The organism is Pseudomonas sp. RIT411 (genome assembly GCF_003057735.2).
Classification (GTDB): Bacteria; Pseudomonadota; Gammaproteobacteria; order Pseudomonadales; family Pseudomonadaceae; genus Chryseomonas; species Chryseomonas oryzihabitans.
Genome location: NZ_QBIZ02000007.1, coordinates 203,626 through 219,553 on the forward strand (window position 1 = coordinate 203,626; position 15,928 = coordinate 219,553).

The window sequence follows — 15,928 nt, forward strand, 5'->3', positions numbered from 1 at the left end:
CGATTTCCGTTGTAGCGCCAAGGGCAGCTGTCCAGTCGCTGTTCCCTGGGCAACAGCGCAGCGAGGCGTCTGGCACGCCCTTCTCGCCCGGAAGCCGGCGGCTCAGGCCGCCGTGGTGCGCAGGAATTCGCTCCAGCGCCGCACCAGGTAGTTGTGTTCGTCCATCACCGAATTCCACACCCCGATATGGCTCATGCGCTGGGCGTAGGAACCCCCTTCGCGCCGCTGGCCCACCTCGATCAGCGGCAGGCCGTCGCTGCCGGCGAGTTCTTCCCGGGCCGGCAGGCCGCCGTACCAGAAATCCCACTCGGCGGCGCTGAGGTGATCCCGCGCACGCACCGGATTGGCGATATAGAAGCCCTGGCGCGCCATCACCGCGCCGGGCCAGCCGGCCAGCCACCAGTTGAGGTAGGCATAGGCGGCGTCGCGCACCCGGCCTTCCGCGCAGCGCGACAGCGACAGACCGCCGAACCAGGCGCGATAGCCCTCGCGCGGGACCGCCACCCGGTAATCCACCCCCGCCCGGTGCAGGGCCATGAGCATGGGCGACCAGAGACTCTGGATGTCCACCCCGGCGGCCAGGGTCAGCTCGCCGGCGCTGCGGTCGTCGGACCAGAACGCCGCGAAGTGCCGATGGCGCTGGCGCTCCACCAGCAACTCGGCCAGGCGGTCGATCTCCTCCAGGCGCAGGTTGCCGATGTCGTCGAACCGGGCGAGGCCGGCGGCCTGGATCGCCAGGGCGGCGTCCAGCGCGCCGATGGCGGCGTCGCTCTGCAGGGCGCTGTGGCCGCACCAGCCTTCGTCGATCAGCCAGGCCCAGCTCTCCTGCTGACCCGCCAGGGCGGCAGGCAGGCTTTCCGGGCGATAGGCGAAGCTGTCGGCGTTGTGGGTCAGCGGCAGCATGCTGATGCGCTCGCTGGGCTGGCCGCCGAGGCTGCCGTCGTGCTGCACATAGAGGCGGTCGCACGGCCGACAGCCGGGCGCCAGGCGATCCGTGGCATGCAGCCGGCCGCGCTTGGGCAGATCGTTGATCTCTTCCCAGAGCGCGATGCGGCGGATGTCGATGGGCTGGATCGCCCGCGCCGGCCAGACGAAGTCGACGTTGTGGAACCACTGGTCATAGAGGTCGTAGCTGCCCGGCTCCAGCACCGCGATGCGCTGGGCGGTCTGGACGTCGTGGATCTGGTAGACCAGGCGGATGCCCAGTTCCGCCTCCGCCCGCTGGCGGATGGGTTCGAGCAGGGTCACCGAGGTGCCCAGCACCCGCAGGGTCAGCGGCGTGCTCATGCGGCCCGTCCCAGGCCGCCCATGAAGGCGGCGAAGGAGCGTCTGAGCAGCGCGGTGTCCAGCTCGCGGACGATGAACACCAGCCGCGAGCGGCGTTCGCCCGCCGGCCAGGCCGGCAGGTGCACCGGCGGATGCAGGCTGTGCTGCACGCCGTGGATGACGATGGGTTGGCTGGCGTCGATCACGTCGAGGATGCCCTTGACTCGCAGGATGCGTTGCCCGTGGCATCTTAGCAGCATCGACAGCCACACCCCGAAGGCCATCCAGTCCAGCGGACGGTCGAACTCCAGGCAGCAGACCTCGGCGCTGCCGTGGCGACCTTCGGCGACGGCGGCGAACAGGCGCCAGCGGCCGACCTCGGCCGCCGGACCGGCGGCGCGCAGGCCCTCGCCCAGCAACAGGTCATCGCCGCTGGCCACCGCCGCCGCCAGGGCCCGGGTGGCGGTGGGATTGAGCTGGGCCAGATGCCGATCCAGCCGCTCCAGCACGGCAGGCGCGACCCGGTCGGCCTTGCTCAGCAACAGCCGGTCGGCTGCGGTGACCTGGTTGAGCCACTCCGGGTGCAGCCCTTCCTGCAAGGCGGCGTGCTCGGCGTCCACCACGGTCACCAGCAAGCCCAGGTGGAAGCGTCCGCGCAACTGGGGATCGAGATTGAGGGTGGCCAGGATCGGCCCCGGATCGGCCAGGCCGGTGGTCTCCAGCAATACCCGGCGAAAGGCCGGGATCTCGCCGCGACTGCGCCGCCCGTGCAGGGTCAGCAGCGCCGCCTTGAGATCGCCGCGCACCGAGCAGCAGACGCAGCCGCTGGGCAGCAGCACGGTGTCCGGGGCCACCTCTTCCACCAGCAGGTGGTCGATGCCGACCTCGCCGAATTCATTGATCAGCAGCGCCGTCTCGCCCAGGGCCTCCTGGGCCAGCAAGCGGCGCAGCAGGGTGGTCTTGCCGCTGCCGAGAAAACCGGTGATGACATTGACGGCGAGGCTCAAGACACTCCCTCCAGCGGCGCCAGCACCCGCAGATCCAGGGGATCGAGCGGTCGCCCCAGCACCGCTTCGGCCTGGCGCCAGAGGTCGTCCAGCCCTTCGGCCAGGGCCTGGCGCCCGGTCGGTCCCTGGATCAGGTAGGAGGCGCCCTGGACGTCGCTCACCGTCAGCCGGAACGGCGCCACCACCCGGTTGATGGCAGCGACCCGGCGCAGGCGCTCGCGCCGCCGGGGCAGGTCGTCGCCCAGCGGATCGCTCCAGTGGAGATCCGGCCCGAGCAGGCCGCACAGTCCGCACATGGCTACCTCCTAGGGCATGACGTCGCCGGAATTGGGGCCCAGGGTCTGGCCGACGAAGAGGTTGCCCCCCGGATCGCTGGCCAGCAGCAGCGCCACCGGCGCCACCTCCTCCGCCCGGCCGAAGCGGCCCAGCGGCAATTCGCGGGCCTTGGCCGCCTTCCAGTCGGCGCTGATGCCGTCCACGAGCGGGGTCTCGATGGGTCCGGGGGCGATGGCGTTGACCAGCACGTTATCGCGGCCCACCTCCAGCGCCAGCGACTTGGTGAAGCCGATCACCCCGGCCTTGGCCGCGGCATAGTGGCAGAGTTCGGCGCCGCCCTTGATGCCGAGCTGGGAAGCGACGTTGATGATGCGTCCCCAGCGCTGCGCCTGCATGAACGGCAGGGCGCGCTGGCTGGCGAGAAAGACACTGGTAAGGTCGACGCGCAGCATGTCGTTCCACTGCGCCAGGGTCAGGTCGACGCAGGGCGCCTGGGTCAGCATCCCGGCATTGTTGACCAGGATGTCGATGCCGCCATGGGCCGCCACGCAGGCGTCCACTCCGGCCCAGGCACCCTCCGACTCGCCGACGTCGGCGACGGTCTCGGTCACCACGGCCCCCAGGGCGCGGCATTCCGCGGCCACCTGCGCCAGGCGCTCGCTGTCGCGGTCGGCCAGCACCAGGCGCGCCCCCGCAGCGGCATAGCTGCGGGCGACGGCGGCGCCGATGCCGCTGGCCGCGCCGGTCACCAGGGCGCGGCGGTCTGTCAGCTCGAACATGTTCTGCTCCTCAATCGGGCCAGCGGACGGTGAGACCGCCATCGACGATCAGACTCTGGCCGGTGATGTAGCTGGCTTCGGGGCTGGTCAGGAAACGCACCAGCGCCGCCACCTCCTCGGGTTTGCCGACCCGCCCCAGGGGAATGCTGCGGGCGGCCTTGGCCAGGCCCTCCGGCCCCAGGGAGTTCTTGGCGTCCAGCGACTGGGGCGTCTCGATCAACCCGGGGATCACCGCGTTGCAGCGGATGCCCCGCGGCGCCAGTTCGACGGCCAGCGAGCGGCACAGCCCGGGCACCCCGGCCTTGGCCGCGGCGTAGTGGGCATGGTCCTGCCAGCCGTAGACGCCACCGGCGATGGAGGAGATGGCCACCAGGGCCCCGCCCTCCCCCAGGTGCCGCGCGGCGGCGCGAAAGGTGCGCATGACCCCGGTGAGGTCGACGTCGAGCATCTCCTGCCAGCGCGCGTCGCTCATTTCCAGCAGCGGCGCGGCGCGCAGGAGACCGGCATTGGCCACGGCGTAGTCGAGGCGGCCGAAGTGCGCCAGGGCGGCATCGGCCAGGGCGTCCACCGAGGCGCTGTCGCGGACGTCCAGGGGTTCGAGCAGGCAGTCGCCCCCCGCTGAAATCACCTTCTGGCGAGTCTCTTCCGGGTCATGGGGATCGCCGGGATAGTAGCCACCGACCACCCGCACGCCCCGCTGGGCATAGGCCACGGCCAGGGCCTGGCCGATGCCGCTGGCGGCACCGGTGATCAGGGCGACGGGAGAGGTATGAGCTGTCATGGAGGCTCCTGTTATTTGAGACTGGTGGGTTCGACGTGGCGCGCGGCCCACATCACCAGGCCGGAGAGAAAGCACGGCAGCGCCCCGAACCAGAGCGCGGCGCTGTGCCACTGGCCACCGCTGCCGAGCACGCTGGTGATGCCGAGGCCGGCGAGGATGGCGCCGAGCGGCCCCATGGCGTGGACGATGGCGCCACCGGTGGCGCGGATGCTGGTGGGGAAGCTTTCGCCCATGAAGAACAACATGGCCGAATAGGGTCCGGTGAGAAAGAACAGTCCCAGGCTGTAGAGCGCCACCACCGGTACCAGCTGGCTGGGCGCCTGCAGCATGGCGAAGAAGGCCAGGCCGCCACACATCCAGCCGAGGGCCACGGTGTTGCGCCGACCGATGCGATCGCCCAGCCAGCCATGGAACAGGTAGCCGATGAAGCCGACGGCGTTGGACAGCACCAGGATCCACAGCGAATTCTCGAAGCTGAGCTTGTGCACGCTGACGATCACCGAGGTCCCCAGCACGCTGAACACCTGGATCGCCGACCAGTTGAGCAGGATGGCCAGGCTCAGCACCAGGGTCGGTCGCAGGGCCTGGCCCTTGAAGGCCATGGCCACGCCGGCCTTGGCGTGCTCTTCGTAGTCCACGCCGTATTCCCGCGCCAGGCTGCGGGCGTCCTGCTCCTGGCCTTCGCGGCGCAGGCGCTGGATCCGGGCATGCACCTGGAATTGCGGGCTTTCCTTGAGCTTGCGCGCCAGCACGGCGATGACGAAGGCCGGCACGGCGGCGAACACGAAGCAGCCCTGCCAGCCGATATGTGGCAGCAGCAAGGCGGTGAGGCCCGCGGCGATCAGCGCGCCGATCGGCCAGCCACTCTGCACCAGGCTGTAGATGAAGCCGCGGCGGCGGATCAGCCGCGGATCGTCCGAGGCGGCATAGACCTCGGTCAGGTAGGTGGCGTTGACCCCCTCCTCCGCATAGCCCAGGCCGGCCACCGAACGCACCAGCACCAGCGGCACCTTGCCCATGCCGGCGCACAGCGCGGTCAGTGCCGAGCACAGGGCGGTGCCGCCGATGGTGACGATGATGCCGCCGCGGCGACCGATCCGGTCCACCAGCGGGCCGATGGCGAAGGCGATGATGGCCCCGCCCAGGGCTACCCAGGTGGCGAGTTCGGCCTGCTCGGCTTCGCTCCAGTTGAAGTGCCCACCCATCACCGGCAGCAGGGTGCCGAACAGGATGAAGTCGTAGACGGCGAACACCCAGGCGAAGAAGGCGATCCAGGTGGCGTAGCGGACATCAGCGGAAGACAGCGGCTGCGGTTTCCAGGCAGCCGTGGGGGTTTCCGGGTGGAGCGAAGAGGCGGCAGGGAGGGTCATGATCCTGTACCTGTGGGCTGGGCGCTTAGCGCTGGCGCGGCTGGCGCCGCAGGAAGTCGTCGGCGATCTCGTCCATGGTGGCGAAGCGCACCCCGGCGTGACCCTGGATATGCTCGATCAGGCGTTCGAGCATCAGCAGCACCTGCGGCCGCCCCGAGACATCGGGGTGGATGGTGATGGGGAAGACGGCGTAGTCCAGCTCGCGATAGACCCAGTCGAACTGGTCGCGCCACATCTCTTCCAGATGGCGCGGATTGACGAAGCCGTGGCTGTTGGGCGCCTTCTTGATGAACATCATCGGCGGCAGGTCGTCGAGGTACCAGTTGGCCGGAATCTCCACCAGATCGGTTTCCTGGCCGCGCACCAGCGGCTTCATCCAGCTCTCGGGCTGCTGGCTGTAGTCGATCTTGGTCCAGTTGTCGCCGACCCTCACGTAGTAGGGAGAGAAGTCGTTGTGCATCAGGCTGTGGTCGTACTTGATGCCCTTCTTCAGCAGCAGCTCGTTGGTCACCCGGCTGAATTCCCACCAGGGCGCGACATAGCCGGTGGGCCGCTTGCCGGCCAGGGCGGTGATCAGCTCGATGGACCGATCCAGCACCGCCTCCTCCTGCTCGGGGGTCATGGCGATGGGATTCTCGTGGCTGTAGCCATGGATACCGATCTCGTGGCCTGCCGCGGCCACCGCCTGCATCTGCTCGGGAAAGGTCTCCACCGAATGGCCCGGAATGAACCAGGTGGTCTTGAGGCCGTAGCGCTCGAACAGCTTGAGCAGTCGGGGCGACCCCACCTCGCCAGCGAACAGGCCGCGGGAGATGTCATCGGGCGAATCCTCGCCGCCGTAGGAACCGAGCCAGCCCGCCACCGCGTCGACGTCGACGCCGATGGAAACGAAGATTTCTTTGGCCATCGTTGCACTCTCCAGTACCCGGAAGAAAGCCAGGTCGATGGCGGAGCCGGGCCCCCGCCACCGCCGCTTGAATTCAGGCGCTGACCAGGGCTTCCACGGCCGTGGCGGCATCGAGCAGGCGTTCGTCCGCGGCGGCGGGGGCCACCAGCAACAGCCCGGTGGGCAGGCCCTGGGCATCGCGACCGCTGGGTAGCGAGACACCCGGCGCGCCGAGCAGGCTGCCGGCCATGGTCAGGCGCAGCAGCTCCAGATTGGTGGCGGCGAAGAGGTCGGCGTCGGCTTCCAGAGGGGCCAGCGGCGGCGCCACCCGGCCGACCGTCGGCACCAGCAGCAGCGCCTCGGCGAATTCGGCGGCAAAGGCTGCCCGCAATCGGTCGCGGCGTTCATGCAGGACCGCCAGGTGACCGTCGGGCAAGGCCCGCGCTCGCTCCAGGCGCTGCCGCACCCGCGGATCCAGGCGTTCGGCCGCGGGACCGTCGAGCACCTTGCGGTGCAGGGCGAAGGCTTCCAGGGCCCCTGGCCAACCTTCTGCGGCGAGAACGTCCAGGGCCTCGGCAAAGACCGTGCGGGCGCGGCGCTCCACGTTCACTCCGCCGCGGGCCAGCCGCTCGGCAGCGGCCAGCAGATTGGCCCGCACCGCCGGCTCCACCCGGGCGTCGTCCAGCACGCTGAGGTCCAGCACCACCCGCAGTTCCGTTGGCGCCGGCAACGGGCGGGCAGCCGCGCCCGCCAGCAGGCGATCCAGGCACTGCACATCGCGCAGGCTGCGCGCCAGCGGACCCGGTACGTCATAGGACGCGGCCAGTGGAAAGATCCCGGTCGCCGGATAGCGCCCCAGGCTGGGCCGATAGCCCACCAGTCCATTGAGGGCGGCCGGCAGGCGCACCGAACCGGCGGTGTCGGTACCGAACGCCAGGGGCACGATGTCGGCGGCGACGGCCACCGCCGAACCCGAGGAAGAGCCCCCCGGTATGCGCACCTCGCCCTGCGCCCGGGGATTGGCGGGCGTGCCGACATGGGGATTCGACCCGACGCCGGAATAGGCGAATTCGCTGAGATTGACCTTGCCCAGACTGACCAGGCCGGCCTGGCTCAGGCGCTGCACCAGCACGGCATCGGTGGCGGCCGGTGGCGCCAGGCGGCGCAGTTCGGCGCCGCAGGTGGTGACCTCGCCCTGCAGGTCGAAGAGGTCCTTCCAGGCCAGCGGCACCCCATCCAGCGGCGACCGCGGCTGCCCGGCCTGCCAGCGCTCGCGCGCCGCCAGGGCTTCGGCGCGTCCGCGCTCGGCGGTCAGGGTGATGAATACGGCCGAGGATGCCTGGGCGCGCGCCAGTGCCGCCTCGAAGACCGCGACCGGATCGAGGGTGCCGGCGGCATAGGCCTCGCCAAGCGCGACGGCATCCAGGGACAAGGCGTGGGCGGGTTCCATCGGCGCTCCTTAAACGTACATTTTATAATTTGGTACGTTTAACAGAGCAGGCTTTGTGCCAGCTTGAAAAAACAGGACGCCGCAGACTCGAAACGCTGACCTCTAGCGGTCGCCTGGGCCTTTTCCCGGTATCACCCTATAAAATGTATTTAAATTAAATAGATCCATTTTTGTGCAGAACCGTAACGCCTGCCCCGTTACCGTGCGTGCACCTGGCCCTGCCGGTAACGCGCGAAAGGCCGTAGGCCTGTGCCACAATTCTCATCTCGTTTCCGGAAGGTCCCCGATGTCGGCAGCAGTCCCCGCCCCCCTCGATGACAGTCGTACCGCCGCGCGCTACGCGATGATCCGCAGTGCGCTGCGCGAAGCCATCCTGGCCGGTCGCGCGGCGCCAGGGCTGGTGCTGGTCGAGGCGCCGCTGGCGCAACTGTTCGGCACCAGCCGGGTGCCGGTGCGCCAGGCGCTGACGCTGTTGCAGGAGGAAGGCCTGATCCGCCGCTTCGAGGGGCGCGGCTATCTGATCGATCCGGGCGGCACCGCGGGCGAGCCGCAGCGCCAGCCACTGACCCGCCAATTGCTCGGGCTGGACAGCAGCGATGACCTGATCGATACGCGCTCCCTGGGCGAGCGCGTCGGCGACGAGATCGCCGCCTGTGTCAGCCACGCCCTGCTCTTCGGCCATTTCCGGCTGGACGAGCAACGGGCGGCCGACCACCTGGGCGTCAGTCGCGCCGTGGTGCGCGAAGCCCTGATGCGCCTGCGCGACCGCGGCCTGGTGGAAAAGGAACCCTATGGCCAGTGGCTGGCCGGTCCGCTCACCGCCCAGGCCATCCGCGACGACTACGAGATCCGCGCCCTGCTGGAACCCGACGCGCTGTTACAGACCGCGCCGGGTCTGGCGCGTAGCGAGCTGCTGGCGATGCTGGAACGGCTGGAGCAACTGGCCGACCATCCTGCCCCCACCTCTTGGGCGGCGGTGGAGCGCATCGAGGCGGATCTGCATGGGCGGTGCCTGGCCGGCCTGCGCAATCGCAAGCTGGCCCAGCTGATCGCCCACAGCCAGAGTCCGTTGAACGTCTCGCGCATCTTCCACCAGTCGCTCGGCACGCCGCTGGACGAGGCGGTGCTGGTGGAGCATCGCCTGGTGCTGGAATCCCTGCTGGTGGGTAGTCCGGACTCGGCGGCCAGCCAGTTGCGCAATCACCTCCTGCGCGGCCGCGATCGCACCCTGCAGCGGCTCAAGGTGCTCTCGGTATTGCCCGACCCGGAATTGCCGGCCTACCTGGAGCGCCTCAGCTAGTGTGGTGTTTCAGACGTTATCTGCACAATTTTGGCGGCGCTTTTTAGGCCCCGGCGGCGTTCCACTCCTCGCCATAGCCCTGCTATGACTCGTCGCGGCGCCTAGCCAGCTCGGAACGCCGAACCGCCAAAAATCACTCGCCAACTCTTGCGCGAACGTCTGAAACACCACACTAGCGCGCCCGCAGGTGCCGCACGTAGCGGTCGCCGATGAACTGGATGCCGCACACCAGCACCACCAGGATGGCGATCACCACGGCCATCACCTGGGTGTCGTAGCGCTGGTAGCCATAGCGGATCGCCAGGTCGCCGAGCCCGCCCGCGCCTATGGCACCGGCCATGGCCGAGGCGCCGATCATGGCCACCAGGGTCACGGTGAAGCCGCCGATGATGCCGGGTAGCGCCTCCGGCAGGAGCACGTTGAAGACGATGTGGCGCCGCTCGCAGCCCAGCGCCTGGGCCGCTTCTATCACCCCACCGCCGACCTCGCGCAGGCTGACCTCGGCGATCCGGGCAAAGAACGGCGTGGCGCTGAGGGTGATGGGTACCACCGCCGCCCAGACGCCGATGGTGGTCCCGGTGATCAGCCGCGTCAGCGGGATCAGGGCCACCAGCAGGATGATGAAGGGCGTGGCGCGAAAGGCGTTGATCAGGGTGCCCAGCACCCGGTTGAGGGTGGGCGCGGCAAAGATGGCGCCGCGCCCGGTGGTGACCAGCACCACTGCCAGGGCGATGCCGGCGAACCAGACGATGGCCGCCGATACGCTGACCATGGTCAGGGTATCGAGAAAGGCCTTCCACAGCGCCTTGAGCATGAAGTCAGACATAGCCCAGCACCTCCGCCCGGGCGAACAACCCGGTCTGGGTCAGGAAGCCTGCCAGCCGCCGCTCCGGTGCCGCGGTCGCCACCAGCAGGCGGCCCAGGGCGTGGCCCTGGATACGGTCGATACCGCCATGTAGCAGTTCGACCGGTGCGCCGAGGGCCTGGCCCAGCGCCTGGAAGTCGGGCTCCACGCCCTGGCCGTCGTAGCTGAGTTCCAGCACCGCGCGGGCACCCGGTTGCCGGGTGGCACCGAGCCGCCTGGCCAGATCCGCCGGCAGCTGCGCCGCCAGGGGTGCCAGCAGCGCCCGGGTGGCTTCGGCCTGGGGCGCGCCGAACAGCTGCCACACCGGGCCCTGTTCGACGATGCGGCCGTGTTCCAGCACCACCACCCGGTCGCAGATCTGGCGGATCACCGCCATCTCGTGGGTGATGAGCACGATGGTCAGTCCCAGGCGGCGATTGATGTCCTGCAACAGCGCCAGGATCGACTGGGTGGTCTCCGGATCCAGCGCCGAGGTGGCCTCGTCGCAGAGCAGCAGCTCGGGCCTCAGCATCAGCGCGCGGGCGATGCCCACCCGCTGCTTCTGGCCCCCGGACAGCCGCGAGGGATAGACCTGTTCCTTGCCCTGCAACCCGACCAGCTCGAGCAGTTCCCGCGCCCGGGCTTCGATCTCGTCGCGGCGAAAGCCGGCGGCCTTCAGCGGCAAGGCCAGATTCTCCAGCACCGTCTGCGAGGCCAGCAGATTGAAGTGCTGGAAGATCATGCCGATGCGCCGCCGCAGCGCCACCAGGCGATCCCCCTTCAGGGTGCCGATGTCGACGCCGTCGACCAGGACCTGACCGGCGCTGACGTCTTCCAGGCGATTGAGGGTGCGAATCAGACTGGACTTGCCGGCGCCACTGCGACCGATGATGCCGAAGATCTCGCCACGGGCGATGCTGAGGTCGATGTCCGCCAGGGCGGTCACCGGCAGCGCGCCGCCGGTGTAGATCTTTTGCACGCCGCTCAGGCGTAGATGCTCGCGCGCGGGAGCGGCCTGGGGTTCGGCGGGCGGCGGCGCCGGTGCGGTTCTGAGTAGTGCATTGCTCATCGGGCGGCCTCCTGCCGGTTCAGCCAGGCCAGGCTGTACAGCTGCGGATTGCCATAGGCCTGGGCGATGGCCTCGCGCACCCGCGGATCGTTCTGGAACACCTGGATGAAGGTGCGGATCGCCGGGTCATCGGCCTTGTCCGGCTTGGTCACGAATCTCAGGGCATAGAGGTGACCGCTGGCCTCGTCGTCGCTGAACAGCAGGGCGCTGTTGGGATCCGTGGTGCCGGCGGCGAGGATGTGCGAGGGATAGCTTTGCGCCAGGGTCACGTCGTCCAGCACCCGCGCCAGTTGCGGACCGGGCAGTTCGATGAATTTCAGGTGGCGCGGATTGGCGACGATGTCCTGCAGGCTGGCCTTGGGCCCGGTACCGGGCTTGAGCTGGATCAGGCCGGCCCGGGCATAGAGGTGCAGCCCGCGGCCCTGGTTGACCGGATCGTCGGCCACCGCAACGGTGGCGCCGTCCGGCACCTCGGCGAAGCTCTTCACCCGTTTGGAATAGAGACCGACCTTGTTTTCCACGCCATAGGCGATGGGCACCAGGCCGTAGCCGTTCTGGGCATTGGCGTTTTCCAGGAAGGGTTGATGCTGGAAGTAGTTGACGTCGATGTCGCCGTGGGCGAGCGCCAGATTCGGCGTGTTCCAGTCACTGAAGGCGACGATTTCCACCTCCACACCCCGCTCCCGCGCCACCTCGGCGGCGCGCTCCAGGGCGGCGTTCTGCGGACTGTCGTTGATGCCGAGGCGGATCTTCTGCGGCTCGGCGGCCTGGGCGGACAGCGCCAGGGTGGTGCTCGCCAGGAGCAGCCCGAGGCGCTGGAAAAGTGGAGGAATAGCCATGGGAGACCTCGAGATGTCGAGGGCTCGTCCGGTGGTCCGGTGGAACCCGTAAGGGAAAGGGGATCAGCTGCCCTTCTGGTCGGGCGTGTCGACGAAGAAATAGTCCTGCCAGCTGCCGGGCTGGTTGCGGATGGCCCCGATGCGGTACATGAATTCCGCCAGCTTCAGGGTGTTCTGCGGCGCCGTGTCGAAGTTGACCTCGGGGCTTTCGATGATCTGCTGGATCAGCGCCGGATCGAGGCGCGAATTCTCGACCTTCACATAGGTACGGGCGGCGGCGGCCTTGTCCTTCTCGATGATCTGTCCGGCCTCGACCAGCGCCTCGCGGAAGGCCTTGTAGGTCTTGGGATTGTCCCGGCGGAATTTCTCGGTGACGAACACCAGGTTGGGCGAGACGGCCCCACCCAGCACGTCATAGGAACTGAGCACCTTGTGCACCTTACCGCTGGCCAGTTCCTGCTCCTGGAACGGCGGATTGGCGAAGTGGCTGTTGATCTCGGTACCGCCGGAGATCACCGCCGCGGTGGCATCCGGATGCGGCACCGCCACGGTCAGGGGATCCAGGCGATTCCAGTTCTTCTCGCCAAAGGCCTGGGCGGCGGCGTACTGCAGGAAGCGCGACTGCACCGAGACGTTGACCGCCGGCACGGCGATGCGGTCCTTGGCGGTGAAGTCGGCCAGGGTCTTCACCTGCGGATTGTTGGTGACCAGGTAGTTGGGAAAGGCCCCCAGGCTGGCCACGGCCTTGACGTTCTGCCGACCATGGGTGCGGTCCCAGAGGGTGAACAGCGGCCCGAGCCCGGCGGAGCCGACATCCACCGCGCCCGACAGCACCGCCTCGTTGACGGCCGCGCCACCGGACAGCTTTATCCAGTCGACCTTGATGTCGACGCCCTCCTGCTTGCCGTGCTTTTCGATCAGTTGCTGGTCACGCAGCACATGCAGGATCACATAGGACACCCCGAATTGTTCGGAAATGCGCAGGGTGCCTTCGGCCTGGGCTGCCTGGGGTGCGGCGACCAGTCCGGTGAGCAGGCTGGCGGCGAGCCCCAGGGCCAGGGGACGACGGGTGAAGGGAAGACGTGGGGGCATCGGGGTGCGCTCATCCTTGGAAGTGGCTTATAGCCTACTCAAGCTGTTCAGCGTTTTTGAAATAAGGATGGGTTATATGGATAGGTCGAGTGGCAGTGTCGCTTTTCCCTCACCCCAACCCTCTCCCACAGGGAGAGGGAGCGCCCAACATGCGTAGGTTGGCGTTGAGCCCGTATGGATGCCTGCTCCCACTACCCGGCACCCGGCACCCGGCCCGCAGGTTGGCGCTGCGCGAAGCGAAGCCCAACACCACCCTGCATCCCGCCCTACTCCCGCGCCGCCTGCCGCGGCGCGTCCGGTTTGCTCACCCGGAATCCCTCGGCGAAGGTCGCCCGGGCCTCCAGGCGCTGCGGGATCAGGCCGCTGCGGTGGTAGAAATCCGCCGCCGCCTGCTGGTCGGCCACCACCTGCGGGTCGATGGGCTCCCAGTGCAGCTGACGGCGCTCGAATTGCAGCCGGGCCACCGCCTCGGGAAAGCCGATGATCTGCGCCAGGGTCCTGGCATAGCCATCGAGGTGGGCATAGCCCCAGCGCTGGGCGGCGGCCAGGCGGTCGAGGTAGTCCTGCAGCGCCGCGCGCCGGGCCGGATCGGCCAGGGCCGTGTCGGTGGCCGCCAGGAAGCTGTTGCCCGCCCAGAGCCCGCGACCACTGACCAGCACCCGGGCGCCGTCGACCTGCTCGGCCTGGGCGGTGTAGGGCTCCCAGGTCGCCCAGGCGTCCACCGAGCCATTGGCCAGGGCCATCTTGGCATCCACCGGGCCGAGGAAGCGAAAGCTCACGTCCTGGGCGGTCAGGCCCACCGAGTCCAGCGCCTTGAGGGCGATGTAATGGCCGATGGAGCCACGCCCGGTGGCGATGCGCTTGCCCTTGAGATCGGCCGCGCTACGCAGCGGCGAGTCGCGCGGCACGATCACCGCCGTGCCATAGGGATCGGACTTGTCCACGGCGATGGCCTTGACCGGCGCGCCAGCGGCCAGGGCGAACAGCAGCGGGCCATCGCCGATGATGCCGGCGTCCACCGCGCCGGCATTGAGCGCCTCGGCCAGGGGCGCGGCGGCGGGAAATTCCGCCCACTGGATCCGATAACCTGGCAGGTCGCGCAGGCCGTCGGCGGCCTCCAGCTGGGCGCGCATGTTGCCCTTCTGGTCGGCGATGCGCAGGGTCAGGGGCTCGGCGGCCAGGGCCGCGGTGGCGGCGAGCAGCAGCGGTAGCGCCAGCAGGGTACGGCGGATGAGGGTCATGGTTTGGCTTCCTGGGTAAAGACGGAGGCATCGGCCAGGGCGGCGACGTCGACAGGTTTGGGCAGCACCTGGAGCTCGCTGAACAGATCGGCCACCTGCTGCACCGCGGCGACGTCCGCCGGCTGCACCGGGCGCAGGCCACGGGAGGTGCGGGTGGAAATGGCCACCGCAGCGCCTTCCGGCAGCCGCGTCAGCTCGGCATAGACCCGTGCATAGTCCTGCGGATGGGCGACCGCCCAGGCCCGTGCCTGGGCCAGGCGCCCGGCGAAATCGGCGATGGCGGCGCGCTTGCCCGGGTCCTCCAGCGACGCCGGGGTGGCGGTGAGAAAGCCCAAGGCGGTGGTCAGCCCCTGGCCATCGCGCAGCAGCCGGGCGCCGTGCTGCTCGGCGATGCCGAGATAGGGATCGAAGGTCGCCCAGGCGTCGATCTGCCCGGCATTGAAGGCGGCACTGGCATCGGTGGGCAGCACGAACTTGACCGTGACGTCCTCACGCTTGAGCCCGGCCTCTTCCAGGGCGGCATAGAGCAGGTGCTGGGAGATGCTGCCCTTGGCCGAGGACACCACCACGGTGCGCCCCTTGAGATCCCTCACCGAATGGATAGGTGAATCCTTCTGCACCAGCAGGCCGTTGGCCTGGGGGTAGCCGACATTGGTGGCGATGAGCTTGAGCGGCACGCCGCCGGACGCGGCCATCAGCACCGGCAGGTCACCGGCATAGGAGGTATCCACCGCGCCGACGCGCTGCGCCTCGAACAGTGGCGCGGCGCCCTGGAAGTTGGCCCAGCGATAGTTGTAGGGCGCGCCTTCGAGGGTGCCGGCGGCTTCCATCATGGCGCGCAGACCGCGGGCCTGGTCGCCCAGCACCAGGGTCACGTCGGAGAGATCCGGCGCCGCCTGGGCCTGCCCAAGCAGCAGGGCCAGGCCCAGCGTGGCGAGCAGTCGCTTCATTGCGCGTACTCCCGGCCTTCGTGACGCTCCAGTTGACGTACCGCCGCCTCCCAGTGACGGACATGGGCGCCGCGCGCCAGATTGCCGGGGATGAGGTCGCTGACCTTCTGCGCGACGGCGTCCGCAGCGATAACCAGCTCGGCGCCACCGCTCTGGGCCGCCAGTTGCGCGGCGCAGGAGCGCTCCAGGTAATAGAGGTGCCAGAAGGCCTCCTCCAGACTCGCGCCCACGGTGAGCAGGCCATGGTTGCAGAGGATCATCGCCGGGTGCGCCCCGAGGTCGGCCACCAGCCGACTCTGCTCGTCCAGATCCAGGGCCACGCCCTCGTAGCCGTGATAGGCCAGGCGGCCGAAGAACCTCATGGCGTGCTGGGAAATCATCAGCAATCCATCGCGCTGGGCGGAGACGCCAATGCCGGCGGCGGTGTGGGTGTGCAGCACCGCATGGAGTTCCGGCTGGGCACGGTGGATGGCGCTGTGGATCACGTAGCCGGCCGGGTTGATGCCCAGTCCGGTGGGGTCGAGGACGATCTCGCCATCAATGTCCACCTTCACCAGCGAAGAGGCGGTGATCTCGTCGAAGGTCTGGCCGAAGGGATTGATCAGGAAGTGCGCCTCCGGGCCCGGCACCCGCAGCGAGAAGTGGGTGTAGATATGGTCGGTCCAGCGTTCGCGGGCGGCCATGCGATAGGCGGCGGCGAGTTTGACCCGCGCCTCCCATTCGGCGGCGGACACCTGGGCGCGGACGCTGGCGAGGGCGTTGTGGAAGGCGGTCATGC

At 68.9% G+C, this 15,928-nt stretch carries 16 protein-coding genes; 1 reads left to right on the plus strand and 15 read right to left on the minus strand.

Annotated features, from left to right (window positions below):
- Positions 1–102: 102 nt before the first annotated feature.
- From DBY63_RS12925 to DBY63_RS12960, 8 genes are all read right to left on the minus strand, one after another.
- On the minus strand, positions 103–1,287 hold the full coding sequence (locus DBY63_RS12925) for a signal peptide prediction (RefSeq protein ID WP_074584498.1): 1,185 nt from the start codon (positions 1,285–1,287) through the stop codon (positions 103–105).
- A complete protein-coding gene (locus DBY63_RS12930; RefSeq protein ID WP_108582014.1) occupies positions 1,284–2,273 on the minus strand; it encodes a GTP-binding protein in 990 nt (329 codons plus the stop codon). Before DBY63_RS12930 ends, DBY63_RS12925 begins: the two co-directional genes overlap by 4 nt.
- On the minus strand, positions 2,270–2,569 hold the full coding sequence (locus tag DBY63_RS12935; protein WP_027601197.1) for a hypothetical protein: 300 nt from the start codon (positions 2,567–2,569) through the stop codon (positions 2,270–2,272). Before DBY63_RS12935 ends, DBY63_RS12930 begins: the two co-directional genes overlap by 4 nt.
- Positions 2,570–2,578: 9 nt before the next feature.
- A complete protein-coding gene (locus tag DBY63_RS12940; protein WP_108582013.1) occupies positions 2,579–3,328 on the minus strand; it encodes an SDR family NAD(P)-dependent oxidoreductase in 750 nt (249 codons plus the stop codon).
- Positions 3,329–3,338: 10 nt separating this feature from the next.
- On the minus strand, positions 3,339–4,109 hold the full coding sequence (locus DBY63_RS12945) for an SDR family NAD(P)-dependent oxidoreductase (RefSeq protein ID WP_037006823.1): 771 nt from the start codon (positions 4,107–4,109) through the stop codon (positions 3,339–3,341).
- Between the two features lie 11 nt (positions 4,110–4,120).
- Positions 4,121–5,479 carry an MFS transporter gene (locus DBY63_RS12950; protein ID WP_027601200.1) on the minus strand — a complete coding sequence of 453 codons (1,359 nt, stop codon included), beginning with the start codon at positions 5,477–5,479 and terminating at the stop codon, positions 4,121–4,123.
- Positions 5,480–5,504: 25 nt separating this feature from the next.
- Entirely contained in the window at positions 5,505–6,386 is an 882-nt protein-coding gene (locus DBY63_RS12955; protein ID WP_027601201.1) for a polysaccharide deacetylase, read from the minus strand.
- A gap of 73 nt (positions 6,387–6,459) precedes the next feature.
- Positions 6,460–7,815: an amidase gene (locus DBY63_RS12960; protein ID WP_108582012.1), complete on the minus strand. Its 1,356-nt coding sequence runs from the start codon at positions 7,813–7,815 to the stop codon at positions 6,460–6,462.
- Between the two features lie 286 nt (positions 7,816–8,101).
- Between DBY63_RS12960 and DBY63_RS12965 the strand changes: the two genes are divergently transcribed.
- Positions 8,102–9,115, plus strand: a complete 1,014-nt coding sequence (locus DBY63_RS12965; protein ID WP_108582011.1) for a GntR family transcriptional regulator — start codon at positions 8,102–8,104, stop codon at positions 9,113–9,115.
- 172 nt (positions 9,116–9,287) lie between these two features.
- Here DBY63_RS12965 and DBY63_RS12970 read toward each other — a convergent pair whose 3' ends face one another.
- The 7 genes from DBY63_RS12970 to DBY63_RS13000 all read right to left on the minus strand — a co-directional run bounded on the left by DBY63_RS12970 (position 9,288) and on the right by DBY63_RS13000 (position 15,926).
- Positions 9,288–9,941 (minus strand): methionine ABC transporter permease, encoded by a 654-nt coding sequence (locus DBY63_RS12970; protein WP_044342295.1) that lies wholly within the window; start codon positions 9,939–9,941, stop codon positions 9,288–9,290.
- Positions 9,934–11,028, minus strand: coding sequence for an ATP-binding cassette domain-containing protein (locus tag DBY63_RS12975; RefSeq protein ID WP_042137666.1), 1,095 nt, complete (start codon positions 11,026–11,028; stop codon positions 9,934–9,936). Before DBY63_RS12975 ends, DBY63_RS12970 begins: the two co-directional genes overlap by 8 nt.
- A complete protein-coding gene (locus tag DBY63_RS12980) occupies positions 11,025–11,867 on the minus strand; it encodes a MetQ/NlpA family ABC transporter substrate-binding protein (RefSeq protein WP_027597733.1) in 843 nt (280 codons plus the stop codon). The genes DBY63_RS12975 and DBY63_RS12980 overlap by 4 nt, the downstream gene beginning before the upstream one ends.
- Before the next feature lie 63 nt (positions 11,868–11,930).
- Positions 11,931–12,959, minus strand: a complete 1,029-nt coding sequence (locus DBY63_RS12985; RefSeq protein WP_108582010.1) for an ABC transporter substrate-binding protein — start codon at positions 12,957–12,959, stop codon at positions 11,931–11,933.
- 266 nt (positions 12,960–13,225) lie between these two features.
- Positions 13,226–14,191 carry an ABC transporter substrate-binding protein gene (locus DBY63_RS12990; RefSeq protein WP_108582186.1) on the minus strand — a complete coding sequence of 322 codons (966 nt, stop codon included), beginning with the start codon at positions 14,189–14,191 and terminating at the stop codon, positions 13,226–13,228.
- Between the two features lie 5 nt (positions 14,192–14,196).
- Positions 14,197–15,150, minus strand: a complete 954-nt coding sequence (locus tag DBY63_RS12995; RefSeq protein WP_108582009.1) for an ABC transporter substrate-binding protein — start codon at positions 15,148–15,150, stop codon at positions 14,197–14,199.
- A complete protein-coding gene (locus tag DBY63_RS13000) occupies positions 15,147–15,926 on the minus strand; it encodes a class II aldolase/adducin family protein (protein WP_108582008.1) in 780 nt (259 codons plus the stop codon). The genes DBY63_RS12995 and DBY63_RS13000 overlap by 4 nt, the downstream gene beginning before the upstream one ends.
- Positions 15,927–15,928: the final 2 nt, after the last annotated feature.

What these genes read in the sequence shown, in the direction of transcription:
- DBY63_RS13000 (WP_108582008.1), bottom strand. Translation starts at nt 15,926, where the DNA reads ATGACCGCCTTCCACAACGCCCTCGCCAGCGTCCGCGCCCAGGTGTCC.
- DBY63_RS12970 (WP_044342295.1), bottom strand. Translation starts at nt 9,941, where the DNA reads ATGTCTGACTTCATGCTCAAGGCGCTGTGGAAGGCCTTTCTCGATACC.
- DBY63_RS12965 (WP_108582011.1), top strand. Translation starts at nt 8,102, where the DNA reads ATGTCGGCAGCAGTCCCCGCCCCCCTCGATGACAGTCGTACCGCCGCG.
- DBY63_RS12985 (WP_108582010.1), bottom strand. Translation starts at nt 12,959, where the DNA reads ATGCCCCCACGTCTTCCCTTCACCCGTCGTCCCCTGGCCCTGGGGCTC.
- DBY63_RS12975 (WP_042137666.1), bottom strand. Translation starts at nt 11,028, where the DNA reads ATGAGCAATGCACTACTCAGAACCGCACCGGCGCCGCCGCCCGCCGAA.
- DBY63_RS12945 (WP_037006823.1), bottom strand. Translation starts at nt 4,109, where the DNA reads ATGACAGCTCATACCTCTCCCGTCGCCCTGATCACCGGTGCCGCCAGC.
- DBY63_RS12940 (WP_108582013.1), bottom strand. Translation starts at nt 3,328, where the DNA reads ATGTTCGAGCTGACAGACCGCCGCGCCCTGGTGACCGGCGCGGCCAGC.
- DBY63_RS12955 (WP_027601201.1), bottom strand. Translation starts at nt 6,386, where the DNA reads ATGGCCAAAGAAATCTTCGTTTCCATCGGCGTCGACGTCGACGCGGTG.
- DBY63_RS12995 (WP_108582009.1), bottom strand. Translation starts at nt 15,150, where the DNA reads ATGAAGCGACTGCTCGCCACGCTGGGCCTGGCCCTGCTGCTTGGGCAG.
- DBY63_RS12950 (WP_027601200.1), bottom strand. Translation starts at nt 5,479, where the DNA reads ATGACCCTCCCTGCCGCCTCTTCGCTCCACCCGGAAACCCCCACGGCT.
- DBY63_RS12960 (WP_108582012.1), bottom strand. Translation starts at nt 7,815, where the DNA reads ATGGAACCCGCCCACGCCTTGTCCCTGGATGCCGTCGCGCTTGGCGAG.
- DBY63_RS12925 (WP_074584498.1), bottom strand. Translation starts at nt 1,287, where the DNA reads ATGAGCACGCCGCTGACCCTGCGGGTGCTGGGCACCTCGGTGACCCTG.
- DBY63_RS12935 (WP_027601197.1), bottom strand. Translation starts at nt 2,569, where the DNA reads ATGTGCGGACTGTGCGGCCTGCTCGGGCCGGATCTCCACTGGAGCGAT.
- DBY63_RS12980 (WP_027597733.1), bottom strand. Translation starts at nt 11,867, where the DNA reads ATGGCTATTCCTCCACTTTTCCAGCGCCTCGGGCTGCTCCTGGCGAGC.